Source organism: Pseudodesulfovibrio sp. 5S69, assembly GCF_037094465.1.
Classification (GTDB): domain Bacteria; phylum Desulfobacterota; class Desulfovibrionia; order Desulfovibrionales; family Desulfovibrionaceae; genus Pseudodesulfovibrio; species Pseudodesulfovibrio methanolicus.
This window is the reverse complement of the sequence record NZ_CP146609.1, coordinates 2435835-2453263: the sequence shown is the minus strand read 5'-3', so window position 1 is coordinate 2453263 and position 17429 is coordinate 2435835. Positions and strand designations below refer to the sequence as shown.

Here is a 17429-nt window from a genome sequence, read left to right as displayed (position 1 = left end):
GAGGCACGGCCATGATCGTTCGACGCAAAGGCGGCCTGACCGAGTTCATTCCCTCGCCGCAGGAGAAGCGCGACGGGCTGATCCGCGACCATGCCCTGGGCCTGCTCGAAAACCTGCACCAGCGCCTGGCGCGGCTGGAACGGGCATCAAAGCTCCCGGCCGACGAAGCGGAGGCCTTCACGGCGCTGCTGGCGCGGATGCGGGCCGACGAGTCGCGCAACCTCGAGCTGCACGCCAGCCTGATCACCGCTGATACCGCCTCCGGCTGACCGGCTCACTGCCACCGCCAACCCAGAAACCCCGGATACGGCCAGCCCGTTCCGGGGTTTCTGCCGCCTGTGCGCCGCCCAATCCGGCCTAGTTCGCAAGTCATTGAAAATAAACGTGTTAAATGTCGGCTTCGGCTGTTCTTCTACTTGATTTGTGTCCGGAAAGAAGCATTCATGGTGTAAGCGGAGGCTAAAAAGCCTTGCCTGACAACGACTTAGAAGCGCCACGAACGACGGAGGCACGCATGAACCTGAAAGAGATCCACTACGGGATCGAGATCGAGACCGTAAAACGCACCCGGGAACAGATCGCCTGGGCCATCCACTCGGTGGTGGGCGGCACGGTCCGCCATGTCGGCATCCCCAGCAGCTATGACCCCTGGGAGGTCGAGGACCTGCGCGGCCGCGTCTGGAAGGTGGTGGGGGACGCCTCCCTGACCAGCGTCCCGGCCCATCTGCGGGCCGAGGTGGTCAGCCCGGTGCTCGGCTACGACGACATCCCGCAACTGCAGGAGGCGGTCCGGGCCATCCGCCGCGCCGGAGGCAAGATCAACAGCCAGTGCGGCATCCACATCCATATCGACGCCGCGCCCTTCGACGGCAGGCACCTGGGTAACCTGGCCAAGATCATCTACAAGCAGGAGCCGCTGATCCTCCACGCCCTCGGCATCAGCCGCGACCGGCTCAACCGCTACACGCGGCCGGTGAGCGACGAGCTGATCCAGCGCATCGAACAGCATCGCCCCCGCACCAAGGACCAGCTCAACCGCATCTGGTACGGCTATCACAACCGCCAGCCCCAGCACTACGACAACAGCCGCTACCACGGGGTCAACCTGCACAACATCTGGTACCGGGGCACGGTGGAGTTCCGCTGGTTCGAGGCGACCCTCCACGCGGGACGGATCAAGGCCTACCTGCAGTTCTGCCTCGCCGTCGCCGCCAAGGCGCTCAACGGTCGGGCCGCCTCCAGCCGCAAGCGGGACTTCGATCCCCAGAGCGCCAAGTACGACTTTCGAGTCTTCCTGCTCCACCTCGGCCTGATCGGCGACGAGTTTAAGACCGCCCGCAAGCATCTGATGGCCAACATGCCCGGCGACGCCGCCTTCAAGAACGGACGGCCTAAACCGGAGGAGGTCCTTCCGGACGAAACCACCACTCACACCAACGAGGCCGGGCAAGTTCCCGGCCTCACTGTTTAAGGAGGGGCTCCATGAAAATTCTGATCCGCTCCACCCGGCTTTCCGGCGAACCGATCCCCGGCAGCGGGGAAACCCTGCAGGCCGCCGACTGCCTCGAAGTTGTCGAGTTGATGCGCGGCCAGACGCCGTTTACCGCCAGCCGAGCGCCCCGGGACTACATGACCGAGGTGCTCTCCGGCATCGAAGGCGGTCCGACCCAGCCGTTGCCGGAGGACGCCGCCGCTGCGGCCGCCGAGTTTCTCACCCGCCTGGCGCGGCACGGCCTGATCGAGTTCCTGCCCGACGACAAGGCCAGCGATCCCTGGCCGGAACGATTCCTCGAAGCCCTGGAAACGGTGCGGCTCTCCGGGCGCACCAACATGCTCGACCACCTGGAGGTGACCCGGCTGACCGCCGAGATGGGCTACCCAGAGGTGGCCGAGTGGCTGACGGGCCACCGGCGCGAGTACGCGGCCTTCGTCCTCGATGGGACAAGACCGCTCGGCAAGAACTTCGGCGGCAAGGAGGACCCGGCTCCATGTGCGGACAAGTAGGCATCATCTTCGGCCGCAAGCGCAGACGGCCGGACGAGCAGGATTACCTGCGCGAGGTCTTCATCCGCATGCTGCTGCACAGCGAGGAGCGCGGCCCGCACGCCTCCGGTCTGGCCTGGCTCAAGATCGACGGCAGCCACCGGATCTTCAAGCGGCCGATGCGGGCGCACGAACTGGTCTACGAGAAGCCGTTCCAGGAGCTGCTCGGGCAGGTCGACAACGAGACCACCATCCTCATGGGCCACACCCGCTGGCGCACCCGGGGCAACGAGTTCAACAACCGCAACAACCATCCCATCCGGGCCGGGATCGTCATCGGTACCCACAACGGCACCATCTACAACGCCGATTATCTGTTCCGCCGTCTCGGGCTGCCGCGCTTCGCCGAAGTGGACAGCGAGCTGATCTTCCGCCTGGCCGACCGCTTCGCGCCCGAAGGCCCCATCGACCAGGAGGGCCTGAAGAAGGCGCTCGCCCTCTGTCGCGGCCAGATGAGCGCCGTGCTGGCCTCGCGGCTCGACCCCGGCACCATCACCGTGCTCAAGGGCAACAAACCGCTCTGCCTGCGCATCCACCGCCAGCACCGGGTGGTGCTCTACGCCTCGGAGCCAGCCTTCATCGACTTTGCCGTGGACTTTGATCCGGGCTGGCGCGAGCTGGAGGTGCCGCCCATGACCATGCTCACCATCCGCCACAAGGATGTGCGGGCCATCGAAAACAGCGAATTCCGCTTCATACCCCAGGAGCGCAAAGGGACACTGCCCGAAGGAGTGAATGCATGAACATTGGAGAACCATCAAAGCTGAACACAAATCCGGAAGACAGTCCCGAGACCATCCTCCGGCTCTTCGTCTACGGCACCCTGAAACGGGGCTATTGGAACCATCAGCGCTTCTGCGCCCAGGCCCGCAGCATCGAACAGGCCGTGGTCTGGGGCAGGCTCTACCATCTCCACGCCGGGTTCCCGGCCATCGAGGTGCCGGAAGGCCTGATCCTGGCCCGGGGCAGTGTTGATCCATTGGCCGACGCCCGCAGACAGCAGGAGATCGGCACGCCGTGCTTCGGACGCCCGACCGGCGACTGGAATCTGATCCACGGAGAGCTGGTGACCTTCACCGACCCGCAACGCGACCTGCCGCCCATCGACCGGCTGGAAGGCTTCCGGCCCGGCGGGCACAGCATGTACCAGCGGGTGATGGTGGCGGTGCTATGCGGTCGCACCTCGATTCCAGCCTGGACCTATTGGATTCCATGCCCGCCTTACGCGGAAAGAGTCGCCAGTGGCCAGTGGTTACGCCCGTGAACCGATCTTTGCGGCCTTATCCGGATTATTGGTTTTCCGCTTGACACAAGGAGCCAACGCGCGTATTGGTTAGAATATAACGTCATAAAATGAACATGCCGTCACGTTTTTAAATGTTCTATGCTGCCAAGGAAACGGAGGTCAGGCAATGCAAGATGAGAAGCTCCCACGTCGGGAAAGAGAAAAACGCAGACATCGTCGGCAGATGCTTGCCGCTGCACTCGAGCTTTTCTCGAAGAAAGGATACCACAACGTATCCATGCACGAGATTGCAGAAAGAGCAGAGTTTGCCATCGGAACGCTTTACAAATTCTTCAAGAACAAGGAGCACCTCTACAAGGCCCTCATGATGGAAAAGGCAGCGGAATATCATCATACCCTGAGCGGAGTCCTTTCGAGGGAAGGTGACGTCCTGACTATTCTCAAAGACTACATTTCCGCTAAAGCGGGGATCTTTGCCGATGACGTTGCCACGTTGCGGCTCTATTTTGCTGAAACGCGGGGTGCGAGTTTCAACATCAAGGCCGGTCTCGATCAGGACATTCGCAAGCTTTATGACGAACTGGTAGAGCAACTGGCTTCGACACTGGAAAAAGGTATTCGCAAAAACGTGCTTCGCGATCTGAACCCCTACTATATGGCCGTGGCCCTGGAGGGAATCACCAACGCTTTTCTCTTCTGTTGGCTGGAAGATCCGGAACGGCATTCATACAAGGCGAATGCCCCGGTGATCAGTGACATGTTTCTCAAAGGGGTGATGGCCGAATGAAAAAAGCCTTAAGGATAACAGCTCGCACCATGGTTATGCTTCTGGTGGGAGGTGGATTGCTGCTGACAGCGGGTTGTATTTCTATTAGCGCTGCCGCCGAGCCGTTGCACGGCCATTCCGATGCAATCGCCGAAAAATCGCCGGAAATAGAAGGCAATCGTCCCTCTGCTCCCGTTGAGGAGCTTCGCAAGCTCGAAAAGGATGGCAATATACACCTTTCGTTAAGCGATTGCCTGAAAATAGCGTTGCAACAGAATTACGATATCCGCCTTACACGGGAAGCCCTGACTCAAGCCAATACAAAGATAACTCAGGCCAGATCGGCTATGCTCCCATTTTTGGGGGCGGAGGCTTCCTATACACGACTGGACGAGGAGTTGAGTTTTGCAATGGGACCGCAATCATTGACCTTCATGGATCGTGATCAATACAAGGCGGGGCTCGTCATCCGGCAGCCCATTTTCACGGGAGGGCGATTGAATGCGGCGCGCAAGGCATCCCAGTATTCACGAGACGCTCAAGCTCAAGAGAACAGGGCCGTTGAAGAGGAAGTCGTTTTCCAGGTTACACGCGCTTATCGGACCGCACAGTTGGCCGAAGCGTTTCAAGGTGTTGCCGTGGAGGCCGTCGATCTTCTCAATGTGCATGAACATGACGTGGCGATTCTGGTGGAGAAAGGGGCGAATCCGGAAATTGACCTGCTTCGCACCCGAACGGAACTTGCCAATGCCCGCAAAGATCTGAATGGCGCTGACAACGCCGTCGACCTGGCATATTCTGCACTTAAGAACTTGCTGAGCATGCCCCTTGAAGAATCAGTCCGTTTGACGGAAGCCTTGGTGCGGTCGCCCGGGCCGGGGGCGGATCTTTCGTCTCTCACCGAGTTGGCCCTTTCGCAACGTCCCGAACTGTCTGCAATGGATTCCAAAATGGCAGCTGCGGAGCAGGCGCTTAAAGCGGCCAGGGGAGAATACCTGCCTACCATTGCCCTGGAAGGGCGTTACGAATATATGGAAGGCGATTTTCGGGATCTGGAAGGCGGAGAGCATTGGACGGTTGGAATAGGGGCGCAGTTTCCCCTCTGGAATTGGGGGAAAACCGCTGCCAAGGTCAGAGAGGCGGGATCGCAACGGGCTCAGGTAAAAATCCAGCGAGATAAAACGACAGATCGCATTCGTCTTGAAGTGCGCCAAGCCTTCCTGGACCTCGGAAAAGCAGAAAAGAATATCGATGCGGCTGAGAGTGCACTGAAGACAGCCAGGGAGGCTTACCGCCTGGCAAGAGCCAGCTACCGGGCAGGAGAAGGCACAAATACCGACGTGCTGGACGTTCGTACGGCCTTAAGTCGAGCTGAAGCGAATCACACACAGGCTCTTTTTGATTACAACGTTGCCCTTGCCGCCCTTCATCGAGCGGTGGGCGTAATGGTGATAGAGCCGCCTGATATCAAGGAAAAGGAGTCTGCCGAATGAGACGAAGAGGAGTCTATATATCCATTGCTATTGCGGCTGCTGTTATTGCGTTCTTGGCTGTCCAAGTTTCCAGGAAGCAATGGCAAAAAGATGAAGATCCGAACGCGGCGGGCAAGGCGTTGCCTGTCACAATCGCATCTGTTGTCCCGCACGAATTCGCTGATGAAATCAGCGCCGTCGGCACCTTGAAAGCCCGAGACACGAGTCCGCTAAGCCCCAAGGTGGCAGGAACGGTGAGCCGGGTTCTGGTTGATATCGGTGAGCGCGTCAATGCCGGTGAGGTCGTTATAAAACTGGACAGAACAAACTATGATCTCGGCGTCAAGCAGGCCCGGGCGGCGCTAGCAGCTGCGGAAGCAGCAGTTCCGCAGGCTGAAGCCCATTTTGAACAGGCCGAGAAAGAATACCGACGCGCAATCGAACTGCTGAAGGAAAAAGTGATTCCGCAAAGTCGCTTTGATGCATCAGAAGCGGCCTTTAAAAGCGCCAAGGAAGCGGTGTTCTACGCCCGAGCACAGAGGGACCAGGCAAAGGCCGCCTTGGAGACAGCGCTGGAACATCTCAAGGATGCAGATATCCGATCGCCTATCGGCGGCGCTGTCGTGGAGAGAAATGTGGAAATCGGTCAGGCGGTCGCTCCCGGCGGCCGACTTCTGCTAATCGTGGACCAAACATCTCTGAACCTGGATGTCGATTTGCCGGAAGCAGACATTGGCCGGATTGTCGTTGGAACTGTTGCGCTGATCACGACAGACGCCTTCCCGGGACATGAGTATTCAGGGAAAGTAACCGTTATCAATCCATTGGTGGACCGAAAGACGCGTACTTTCCGCATGAGAATCGAGGTGCCGAATCCGTCCGGGAAGTTGGTGGACGGAATGTATGCCAGGGTGAAGCTTTCGGCAGAGAAAAGAAGGTCCCTTGCCGTTCCCCGTGAAACCTTGCAACGCCTCCCCGGCAGCGGCACCTATTACGTTTTTGTGGTGGAAGGAAATAAGGCCCATAAGCGAACGGTCGAAATTAGGGCCATGGATGACCAATTTGCCGAAGTGATGGGCGGCTTGGTTGAGAATGACAAAGTGGTCACCAGCGGAGCGGGACGTTTACAGTCAGGCATGGAGGTAAGCGTGCAAGATATTTTGAACAAGAATGGGACGGATAACTCTGGGGGACAACTTTTCAAGAAGAACGGCGGTGAACATGTCGGACGATAGCTCAGGTTTTCCGAAAAATATCGGCCTGGCTCTGGGTAGCGGCTCCGCACGGGGATGGTCTCATATCGGTGTATTGCAGGCACTAGCTGAGGCAGGAATAGAAATCAGGTACGTCGCCGGCACCAGCATTGGTTCGTTGGTAGGGGCCGCATGTGCCCTTGGCAAAATGGATGTGCTGGAAAATTTTGCCCGTCAGCTCGACTGGAAACAGATTGTTTCCTTCCTGGATGTAACTTTTCCGAGGTCGGGACTCATTGATGGAAAGAAGATCAGCGATTTCTTTCGTTCTCATGTTCGAGAAATGAACATTGAAGAATTACCTCTCCGCTATTGCGCGGTTGCCACCGACCTGGCCACGGGTCGTGAGGTCGTGTTGAACAAAGGGGACCTCATAGAGGCAATCCGCGCGAGCATCTCGGTTCCGGGCATTTTCACGCCGGTCAGGAAAAACGGCGGCTTTCTGGTGGATGGAGGGCTGGTCAACCCCGTGCCGGTGAGCGCTGTCAGGAAAATGGGAGCGGATTACGTCATCGCTGTTGATTTGAACCATGACATTATCGACAAAAGGAGTACCGCCGGCATCGCTCCGGTTGATTCATCGGTGGCAGGTATGGTTGTTCAGCCCCAGCCCGCAGAATGGAGAATCGCGCAGGATCTGACCAACAGGCTCAGCGAATTCGGTTCGCCCGCGTTATCGCAAGTGCGCCAGTGGCTGCAAAGGGACCCCGTGCCAAATATCTTTGATGTGTTGACGACTGCAATCAATATTATGGAAGTGCAGATCACCGCAACAAGATTGGCAACCGATCCGCCCGATCTGCTGATTCGGCCGAAGCTGGGGGATGTTCGTTTTCTCGAATTCCATCGGGCCGAGGAGGCCATTGCCGAGGGGTACCGAGAAGCCATGGTGCAGCTCAAAGAAAGATGGAAGTGTGCCGCCAAAAGAGATTTGCCAGGAGGTTTTTTACCGGGGAGGACGGAAGATGGGAATTAATATTTGTCAGTTACAAGAAAAACGCCTCGTTGATCGTCTGCGTTCTCTGAGGGTCAAAGGAGAAGTGATCGAGAAAAAAAGAATGGAATCATTCAGTGGACGGCCCGAAAGGAAGATTGTCGTTGTCAAGTTCAAGAACAGGATAATTGAAACAAACCTTGATGACGCAGAATTCGAACGGACTGAGATCGGGGAACGGATTTGGTTCTCTCCTCCGGTCCCTGATCGTGATCCGTGCACTTGCCATCTATTCGTCTGGCTGATTGTTGGAATCACATCTGGGGCACTGGCAATCTGGGCCATCACAACCCATTTTCCTGGAAAAACCGCCGCTATCCTTTCTCTTGTCGCAGCAGGTTGGATCAGCGTTATTGCCTGGGCCAGGATATGTTCGCACGAGCAAAGCAAATGCCTTCGGGACCTTAAGACGGAAGTCGACTTTTTTGAAGCTGACGGTGACGACAAGCAAGGGGAACAGAAATGAAATTACCGGAGATATCCGTCCGCAGGCCGGTCACGACCGTTATGGTTTTCGCTGCCATTACATTGCTGGGTTGCGTGGCTTTTTTCAGGCTCAACCTCGACTTGTTGCCGGATATTGAACCTCCGGCCGTGAGTGTCATCACACCCTATCCGGGGGCTTCCGCCACGGATGTTGAGTCGGAGGTGACCAAGTACCTGGAAGACCAGCTTTCCACCACACCGAATCTCGACCGGCTGGAGTCAAAGTCCAAAGACAACATCGCCATCGTCAATTGCATATTCAACTGGGGCACCGACCTGGATGTTGCGGTCAACGATATCCGGGAGAAGATCGATCTTGCCAAGCCGGACCTTGCCGATGGAGCGGAAGACCCCTTTATCTTCAAGTTCAGCAGTTCCATGGTGCCGGTGCTCATCATGACGGTGACGGCGGAAGAAAGCAGTCCCGATCTTTACAGAATTGTGGACAAGCAGATCGCCGATCCGTTGAAGCGTGTGCCCGGCGTGGGCGCTGTCGTCTATATCGGCGGTCAGGAAAGACAGATCAATGTGCATTTCGACCGCGAAGCAATAGATGCTTATCACATTTCCGTCCAGCAGATCAGAAATGTTCTCGCCGCTGAAAACCTGAACCTTCCGGTGGGCACCGTCAAGATCGGGAGGAATGAACTCCAGATCAGAGTGGCGGGGCGCTATCGGGATGCAGCGGAAATCGCAAATACGGTGATCGGAAGCAACGGCGACGCGCTTGTGCGGCTCAGAGACGTGGCCACGGTCACCGATGCCTTTGAGGAGCCGCAGGAGTGGGCGCGTTCCGGCAAGCTTCCTGCGATTGCCTTGATTATTCAGAAGCAGTCCGGGACCAACACCGTCAACGTGATCGAAGCCATAAAAGATCGCCTCAAGACACTGAAGACCGAAGTGCCGGCGGATATCGAAATCCACGGGATTCTGGATAACTCAGATCACATTTATGCGATGATCAATAGTTTGACCGAAGCCGCCGTCGTCGGAGGCCTTTTGGTCATTGTCGTCTGTTTCCTGTTTCTCCGGCGGTTTCGCACCAGCCTGGTCGTCTCAATGGCAATTCCTTTTTCGATTATCGTCGCCTTTATCGGCCTCTTCGTCATGGATTATACCATCAACGTCATTTCCATGATGAGTCTTGCCATTGCTGTGGGAATGGTGGTGGACGATGCCATCGTCGTACTTGAAAACATCGTGCGGCATGTGGACGATGGCAAGCCTCCGCAGTTGGCCGCCGTGGAGGGAACATCCGAAGTGGGTATGGCGGTAGCCGCGTCAACATTGACCATTGTAGCTGTCTTCGCCCCTCTTCTCTTAGTGAAAGGGATCGCCGGCATCATCTTTGGTCAGTTGGCGTTCATGATCTTGATTACGATTCTGGCCTCGCTTTTCATTTCATTGACGTTGACCCCCATGGCTGCTTCCCGTTTGCTCCGTTCACGGGATCAAAGAAAGCTCAATCCGGTATTTGTATGGAGCGAGCGTTTGCTGAATGGAATCGAAGCCGGTTATTCTCACGTCCTGGGATGGGGACTAAGGCACCGTAACATTTTGCTTTCACTTATAGTTATTGTATTTATCGGCAGTCTGGCACTGATTCCTTTGGTCGGTACGGAATTTTTCCCCGAAGTGGATTCGGGGGAAGTGGAGGTGGTCCTGGAGATGGCGCAGGGCACCCGAGTGGAGGTCACGGCCGGAACCACGGAAGAAATGCTCAACGCGGTGAACGCCATTCCGGAAATGGAAGCCTCCTATGCCCTGGCAGGTCAGACCAAGAAAGGATTTTTAACAGCCCTCGGTTTTGAAGAGGGAACCGGCATCGGTCGCATCGGAGGGCGTCTCATTGATAAAAAAGAACGGAGTCGCCATGCCAAGGAGGTCGCTTCGGAGCTTCGTGAGCAGGTCATAAAACTGCCGGGCGTTGAGAATTTTTCCGCCAGCGCCGTAAGCGTCATCCAAAAGGCGTTCCTGGGAGGCGGCCGGCCTATCAGCATCGATATTCTGGGCCATGATATCGAGACGACCGACAAAGCCGCCGCAAAGATCCAGCGCATCGTGGAAACCACACCCGGCGCAGTGGATGTCTCTGTCAGCAGAAAGAGACCACGGCCGGAAGTGCGGATTTGTCTTGACCGGGATAAGGCGGCATCCCTGGGATTGAATGTGGCGCTTGTCGCCGACGCATTGAGGACCAACTACTATGGATTCGATGATACGAAGTTCCGGGAGGCGGGTGACGACTTCGACATCGAGTTGCGACTGAAAAAAGACCAGCGGGAAACGATTCGTGAAATCGGGGAAACCCCCATCACCACCCTGACCGGTCAGACCATTAAGCTCCGGAACGTCGCGTCTGTTCGGGAAACCTTTGGGCCCGTGGAGATCGACCGGAAAAACAGGACCCGCGTCACAAAGGTTCAGGCGGGCGTCCAGGGCAGGGTTCTGGGGGATGTGGTACGGGATGTTCGAGAAAAGATGGCCTCTCTTGACCTGCCTCCCGGCGTTTCCATCGAATGGGGCGGGGAGGTGGAGGAACAGCGAAAAGCGTTCCGCGACCTGACCCTCCTTTTGATTCTGGGAATAGTCCTTGTCTACATGGTCATGGCAGGGGAGTTCGAGGATTTCGTTGATCCATTCATCATCATGTTTTCGGTTCCTTTCGCCTTCGCCGGAGTGATATGGGCCTTCGTTGCCACGGCCACTCCGCTCAACCTGATGAGCTTCATCGGGGTAATCATGCTCATGGGCATTGTTGTAAAGAACGCCATTGTGCTCGTGGATTATACCAAGCAACTGAGAGCAGGTGGGATGACGCTAAACGAAGCGGTGGTCACGGGCGGAAAAACACGCCTGAGGCCGGTGCTCATGACGAGTTTGACCACCATATTCGGCATGGTCCCATTAGCCCTTTCCAGAGGGGAAGGCTCTGAAATATGGAATGCACTGGGCATCACGGTCATTGGGGGACTGTCGGTCAGCGGCCTTGTGACATTGATTCTGGTGCCGCTAATGTATTCGCTGGTTCACCGGGGTAAAGCAAAATGACGGCCGATGTTGTAAACTTCTTCTTTTCTTTCTCCTTTTTTTCCATTCTTGGATGGATGCTGGAGGTCTCCTATCGTTCCGTGCGTGACAAGCGGTTCGTCAATCCCGGCCTCCTGAAGGGGCCGTATCTCATCCTTTACGGTGCCGGCGCAGTGATGCTTATGGCAGCGGTTTCATTGCTGCAGGAATCCAATTGGGGAACCAAGGCCTTCGCTTATTTCATAATCACAACCGGACTCGAATTCGGCTCCGGATTGGTTGCTCAATACTTTTTCCAGATCCGTCTGTGGGACTATTCGGACCAAAGATTTAATTACAGGGGGCACATCTGTCTAAAATTCTCCCTGTACTGGATACTGCTGGCCTTCGCTTTTGAATATGCCGTTTTGCCCCCCTATCAAAGCATGCTCGTCCTGCTTTCACCGGTCTTCAAGTGGATAGTGGCCGGAGCAACGATCTCAATCATGTCGATGGATTTCCTGGCGGTTGCAGCCGGGCGTTTCCTCCGCCTGACGCCGGAAGAGAAAACTCTGATGGAGGCGGAATTCGTCAACACGGCAAGGCCGCTTCTCGATCTGCCGGAGGTTGCAAAACTGGCGCAGTATAACCATCACAGGGGGAAAACCCGATTGGATCATGTGGAGGAGGTGGCCTGCCTGAGCTTTCGCTGGGGAAAAAGACTTTCCCTTGACACCCGGGCGATTATCCGGGGTGCGTTGCTGCACGATCTTTTCTACTATGACTGGCTGCATGACGGACCCAGGCTGCACGGTTTCCGGCACCATACTATCGCTCTTGAGAACGCCCGCAGCATCACCGGTCTTACCGAAAAAGAAGCGGATATTATTAAAAAACACATGTGGCCGCTTACTGTTATACCGCCGCGCCATATGGAATCGCTGGTGGTTTCTCTGGTGGATACCTTTTGCTCTGCAAGGGACTATCTGAGCATGAAGAAACAAGACAAACCCACAGAGGCGGCCTCCCGTTGCGTTCATCCGGAACCGGGAGATGAAAAAAGATGAAGAACCATGCAGAAAGTCTCTATTTTGCCGGGATCGATATCGGTTCAACTACAGCCAAGGCGGTTATCCTGGATAAAGAGGGTGGCATGGTATTTTTCCGCTACTGTCGTCATCAGGGCAAAACAGTGGAAACAACACGGCGTATTTTCAATGACGCCCTTGAGAAACTTGGCGACGTGGAGCTTGATTTGGCGGTTACCGGATCGGCGGGGATGGGTGCGGCCGAATTCTTCGGCCTGCCGTTCGTGCAGGAAGTGGTGGCCTCCGCGCACGTCATCGAAAAGTTTTTCCCCGAAGCCAGGACATTTATCGAAATCGGCGGAGAAGACTCCAAAATAATATTCTTTGACGGCAGTGGCCGCCCCGATATCCGGATGAACGGAAGTTGCGCCGGCGGGACCGGTGCTTTTATCGATCAAATGGCGGTTCTCCTGGGTGTTGATGTAGCGGAACTGAACGTTCTGGCCGGAAAAGCCACGAATATTTATCCGATTGCGTCGCGGTGCGGCGTTTTCGCCAAAACCGACATCCAGGCCCTGCTGAGCCGCCATGTATCCAGGGAAGATGTGGCGGCTTCCATATTTCATTCGGTCGCCCTTCAGGTGATAACCGCCTTGTCCCGTGGACGGGAGATGGAAAGAAAAATACTGATCGGAGGCGGGCCGCTGACATTTTATCCAATCCTGCGGAAAGCCTTTGCAAATCTGCTCGGCATTGAGCATCCGGATGACCTGGTACTTCCGGATCATCCGGAACTGCTTCCCGCCATGGGAGCGGCCATGGTGCGCAATGGCAAACCATGTCGGGGCCGGATCAGCAATTTTTTATCCATGTCCGAGAGAGGTGTCAGCCGTGCAACCAACAGCGGCACCAAAAGGCTGCCCCCCCTGTTTGCAAGCAATTACGAATTTGAAATATGGCAAAAAAGGCATGAGCGAAATTTGGTTCCCAGGATTGACCTGCCTGAGGCAAAAGGAAAAGATCTTTTTTTAGGTGTGGATTCGGGGTCAACCACCACCAAGATCGTCCTTGTCGATGAGAAAGGCAAACTGGTTCTGAGCTATTACGGCCCCAACAACGGCGATCCCATCCAGGCGGTAAAAAAGGGACTGGCTGAATTCAGAAAAAAGTTTGTTTCTGCCGGCTTTGCCCCGCGGATCACCAGAACGGCGGCCACCGGCTATGGTGAAAGTCTCATAAGAACCGCCTTCGGGTTGGACGACGGCCTGGTTGAGACCATGGCGCATTACCGGGCGGCGCGGCGCTTTGAGCCGGATGTATCCTTTATTCTGGATATCGGCGGGCAGGACATGAAGGCGATCTATATTCATGACAACGCCGTGGCTGAAATTCAGATCAATGAGGCCTGCTCATCGGGATGTGGTTCCTTTATTGAGACGTTTGCCCGTTCGCTAGGGTATAGTGTCCAGGAATTCGCAGAGATTGCATGCGATAGCAAATCACCTTTTGATCTGGGAACCCGCTGCACCATCTTCATGAACTCCAAAGTGAAGCAGGCCCTTCGGGAAGGGGCGACGGTCGGCGACATTTCGGCAGGTTTGGCGTATTCGGTTATCAAAAATGCTCTGTACAAAGTGCTGAAGCTGAAGGACGTCGATGTCCTGGGGGACAAAATCGTAGTTCAGGGCGGAACATTTCGAAATCCAGCCGTATTACGCGCCTTGGAGGTGCTTCTGAACAAGGAGGTTATGAGACCGGATATTTCCGAGCTGATGGGAGCCTACGGTGCGGCCCTGACAGCCCTTGCCAATCATCGTGCGCATGTTGTGGCGGCCGTTGCTCCGCAGCAAGAAGCGCTGAAAGGTCCGGATCGGCCGGGACGGGAGACCGACGACCTGGTTTTTGAGAAATTGGTGATGGGAAGTGGTTTTTCAAAAAAGGAAATCCGCTGCCGGGGATGTGAAAACCAGTGCAGGGTTTTGAAGCTGACTTTCAGCAACGGAAACCATTTTTATACAGGGAACCGATGCGAGCGGCGCTTCAGCAACAATCCGGATGCTCAACGCAAAGGAAGGAACCTGATTGATGATCAGATAAGGCTCCTGTTTGAGCGAAACACGGAACCCGAAGGCGAACCGATTTTCACCTACGGTATCCCCCGCTGCCTGAACATGTATGAAAACTTTCCCTTTTGGTGCGCCTTTTTGACCACATGCGGCTTCAGGGTGGTTCTCTCGTCCGAGTCCAATTTCCAATTATATGAAAAGGGGTCTTCCACTGTCATGTCGGAAAACATCTGTTTCCCCGCCAAACTTGCCCATGGGCATATTTTCGATCTTGCCGGGAAAGACATCGACAGGCTGTTCTATCCGACCGTCGTCTATGAGGAAGAAGAATACGCAGATGCCTTAAACAGTTATAATTGCCCGGTGGTTACCGGATATCCCGATCTATTGAAGAGTGCTGTCAATCCAGAGAAAAAATTCAAAATCCCCCTGGACAATCCATCTGTCAGCTTTAAGGATTTCGGTTTGCTGAAAGATCAGCTTTATCTGTTCTTCAGGCGGTTTGGAATCAATTACCGCACGATATCGGAAGGGGTTGAAAAGGGCGTCAAGGCGCAATCGAATTACAAGACGGAACTCAGGTCCATGGCGAAAACGCTGCTGGTCAGGTCGGAGGCCGAGAGACGGACAACCGTTGTCCTCTGCGGCCGACCCTACCATGCAGACCCGCTTGTCAACCACGGTGTTCCGGATGTATTGACGGAACTCGGCGTGGACGTCGTCAGTGAAACCGCGCTTCCCCTGAATGCAGATACCGTCGCTCTGGAAGATGTCAATGTCCTGACCCAGTGGAGCTATGCCAACAGGCTGTACGCAGCGGCAAGGTGGGTAACAAACACGGCGAATGCCCAAATGGTTCAGTTGACCTCTTTCGGCTGTGGGCCGGATGCGATTTCGGCCGATGAGGTCAAAGAAATTCTGCGCCATGGCGGGAAGATTCATACCTTGATCAAAATGGATGAAATCGTCAACGTGGGCGCCGTCAGGATCAGACTGCGCTCCATGCTGGAAGCGGTGAAGGAAAAGAACGGCAAAACGAGAGCCGTAGGGGGCGGCACAATGCAAACGGGCCGGGCGGTTGTGGGCAAGTCCGGAAAGAGAACCCTGATCGCCCCCTATTTTTCACCCTTCTATTCACCGCTGGTCCCGTCGGCTTTCAGGCCCTTCGGTCACCGGGTTGAAGTCCTTCCGCCCCAGGACAGGGAGTCGGTTGAATGGGGACTTAAAACCATCAACAACGATATGTGCTACCCCTCTGTCCTGGTAGCCGGCGACATTATCAAGGCATTTCAATCAGGCAGGTACGATCCTGAAAAAACCGCTGTCGTCATGACCCAAACCGGCGGTCAATGCCGGGCATCCTCTTACGTGTCGCTTATCAAAAAAGCACTGGCCGCCGCCGGCCTGGATGAGGTTCCGATAATCGCTATATCCAATGAGGAAATCAATGCACAACCGTGGTTTAAAATAGATAAAATGGGGCTGATAAAACGGATGGGCTTGGGAATTATTTTCGCCGATCCCCTGGCCAGGATGTATTTATCAACAATGGTCAGGGAAAAGGTGCCCGGGACATCCAAGAACCTGCATGAAAAATATCTCTTTGAAATGGAAACAGGTATCGAGAATGCAGATTATTATTATCTTCTCAATCTTCTGAAAAGGGCCGTGGCGGACTTCAACCGGGTTGAGATCAACGACAAGACTGTCCCAAGAGTCGGGATCGTTGGAGAAATCTTCGTTAAATATAACTTCTTCTCCAACGGAAATATCATCGACTGGCTGTCCGGCCAGGGGGTGGAAGTGGTTCTTCCTCCTATACAGAATTTTTTCGCCCAGCGCTTTATCAATGAGACCTACGACCAAAAGGCCTTTTTTAAACGTTCTTTGGCGGATCGTATCAAGTACAGGCTGCTGGAGATATACTCAAATTACCATGTCGGCCAAATCGAGCGGATTATGCAGGGATTTCGTTTTTACAGAAAGGCTCATGACTTAAGAAAACTGGCGGCGATAACCGGCGAGGTAGTCAGTTTGGCCAATCAGTTTGGCGAAGGATGGCTTCTTACGGCTGAAATGATCGCCATGCTCAATGAAGGAATCGACAACATCGTCTGTCTCCAGCCCTTCGGCTGCATTGCCAACCACATCACCGGGCGGGGCATGGAAAACAAACTCAGGGAGATGTTTCCTCATCTGAACCTACTTTCACTGGACATGGATGCAGGGGCAAGCGAGGTCAACATGATGAACCGCCTCCATTTTATGGTGACAGCCGCACGGGAAGAGGTGGACCGCGAGGTGGGAACACAGCCGGCGCAGAAGACCGCTCGAAGATTTGCCATTCCCGATGCATGGCCGCGCGAACTGGATTCTTTCAACGCCTACACGTCTTTGGAGGTCGAAAAATGGAGGGCCTGGGCGTCCAACCTGGGACTGTGGGAGAAGACGCGGCAGATGAAGCGCTGGGTCGGCATGTAACCTGCAGCATTGCTGAATTTGACGGTCAGAAGGCAGAGGGCATAACCCTCCGCTCGTCAAACGAGAAGCAGGATGCCGTCGATGCCGGGCGCAAGATCAGCCAGAATCAAGGCACCGAGTTCTACATCCACGGCAAGGATGGAAAGATCCAGAACGTGGAAAGCTCATCTTTTCCGAGATCACCTGGCTTTGCTCCACACGAGCGGCGGAGCTCCAGTCCCATTGGCAGACGGAGTACCCGGAGATCGATATCGCTTCAGCGAAAATCTGGCTCTTCGAGAGGGATAGCTACAGCCCCGAGACCTACTTTGTACTGCCAGTGCATTGCTGGCTTGAGAATTACTATCGCCCCATGCAGGGCCGTTTTGATGCGTTCCTTGAGCGGCATGGCCACAGCGACCAGGCCAAGGCTGTCGTCTATGCCGAACGGAACGAAATTGCCCTTTAGCAAATGCGTTGCGACGTCGAACGCTCGTCTGAGGAAATCGAAGTGGCCGTTCAGGAAATCCGCTTGATTTTTCCTTACCGGCCCTTTATTTTAGGATGTTCGGTTAAAATAAAATAAAGACGAATCTTATTTTAGGT

General features: G+C 55.3%; 14 protein-coding genes. All 14 read left to right on the top strand.

Annotation, left to right across the window (positions count from 1 at the left end; all coding sequences use genetic code 11):
• Positions 1-11 precede the first annotated feature (11 nt).
• Positions 12-269, top strand: coding sequence for a hypothetical protein (locus tag V8V93_RS11600; RefSeq protein ID WP_028588143.1), 258 nt, complete (start codon positions 12-14; stop codon positions 267-269).
• Between the two features lie 245 nt (positions 270-514).
• Complete coding sequence (locus V8V93_RS11595) at positions 515-1471, top strand: amidoligase family protein (protein ID WP_028588142.1); 957 nt, start codon at positions 515-517, stop codon at positions 1469-1471.
• 11 nt (positions 1472-1482) lie between these two features.
• A complete protein-coding gene (locus V8V93_RS11590) occupies positions 1483-2004 on the top strand; it encodes a DUF5049 domain-containing protein (RefSeq protein ID WP_011367003.1) in 522 nt (173 codons plus the stop codon).
• Positions 1989-2786 (top strand): glucosamine 6-phosphate synthetase, encoded by a 798-nt coding sequence (locus tag V8V93_RS11585; protein WP_011367004.1) that lies wholly within the window; start codon positions 1989-1991, stop codon positions 2784-2786. The genes V8V93_RS11590 and V8V93_RS11585 overlap by 16 nt, the downstream gene beginning before the upstream one ends.
• The gene (locus V8V93_RS11580) at positions 2783-3307 is read left to right on the top strand and encodes a gamma-glutamylcyclotransferase family protein (protein WP_011367005.1); all 525 of its coding nucleotides are present in this window, start codon (positions 2783-2785) and stop codon (positions 3305-3307) included. Before V8V93_RS11585 ends, V8V93_RS11580 begins: the two co-directional genes overlap by 4 nt.
• Positions 3308-3455: 148 nt before the next feature.
• Entirely contained in the window at positions 3456-4076 is a 621-nt protein-coding gene (locus V8V93_RS11575) for a TetR/AcrR family transcriptional regulator (protein WP_011367006.1), read from the top strand.
• Positions 4073-5548, top strand: coding sequence for a TolC family protein (locus tag V8V93_RS11570; RefSeq protein WP_011367007.1), 1476 nt, complete (start codon positions 4073-4075; stop codon positions 5546-5548). Before V8V93_RS11575 ends, V8V93_RS11570 begins: the two co-directional genes overlap by 4 nt.
• Positions 5545-6762 (top strand): efflux RND transporter periplasmic adaptor subunit, encoded by a 1218-nt coding sequence (locus V8V93_RS11565; protein WP_011367008.1) that lies wholly within the window; start codon positions 5545-5547, stop codon positions 6760-6762. Before V8V93_RS11570 ends, V8V93_RS11565 begins: the two co-directional genes overlap by 4 nt.
• Complete coding sequence (locus tag V8V93_RS11560) at positions 6749-7756, top strand: patatin-like phospholipase family protein (protein ID WP_011367009.1); 1008 nt, start codon at positions 6749-6751, stop codon at positions 7754-7756. Before V8V93_RS11565 ends, V8V93_RS11560 begins: the two co-directional genes overlap by 14 nt.
• Entirely contained in the window at positions 7746-8240 is a 495-nt protein-coding gene (locus V8V93_RS11555; protein WP_011367010.1) for a hypothetical protein, read from the top strand. Before V8V93_RS11560 ends, V8V93_RS11555 begins: the two co-directional genes overlap by 11 nt.
• Positions 8237-11311: an efflux RND transporter permease subunit gene (locus V8V93_RS11550; RefSeq protein WP_011367011.1), complete on the top strand. Its 3075-nt coding sequence runs from the start codon at positions 8237-8239 to the stop codon at positions 11309-11311. Before V8V93_RS11555 ends, V8V93_RS11550 begins: the two co-directional genes overlap by 4 nt.
• A complete protein-coding gene (locus V8V93_RS11545) occupies positions 11308-12336 on the top strand; it encodes a putative ABC transporter permease (RefSeq protein ID WP_011367012.1) in 1029 nt (342 codons plus the stop codon). The genes V8V93_RS11550 and V8V93_RS11545 overlap by 4 nt, the downstream gene beginning before the upstream one ends.
• A complete protein-coding gene (locus V8V93_RS11540) occupies positions 12333-16844 on the top strand; it encodes an acyl-CoA dehydratase activase (protein WP_011367013.1) in 4512 nt (1503 codons plus the stop codon). Before V8V93_RS11545 ends, V8V93_RS11540 begins: the two co-directional genes overlap by 4 nt.
• On the top strand, positions 16772-17359 hold the full coding sequence (locus tag V8V93_RS11535) for a DUF2188 domain-containing protein (RefSeq protein ID WP_081428179.1): 588 nt from the start codon (positions 16772-16774) through the stop codon (positions 17357-17359). The genes V8V93_RS11540 and V8V93_RS11535 overlap by 73 nt, the downstream gene beginning before the upstream one ends.
• Positions 17360-17429: the final 70 nt, after the last annotated feature.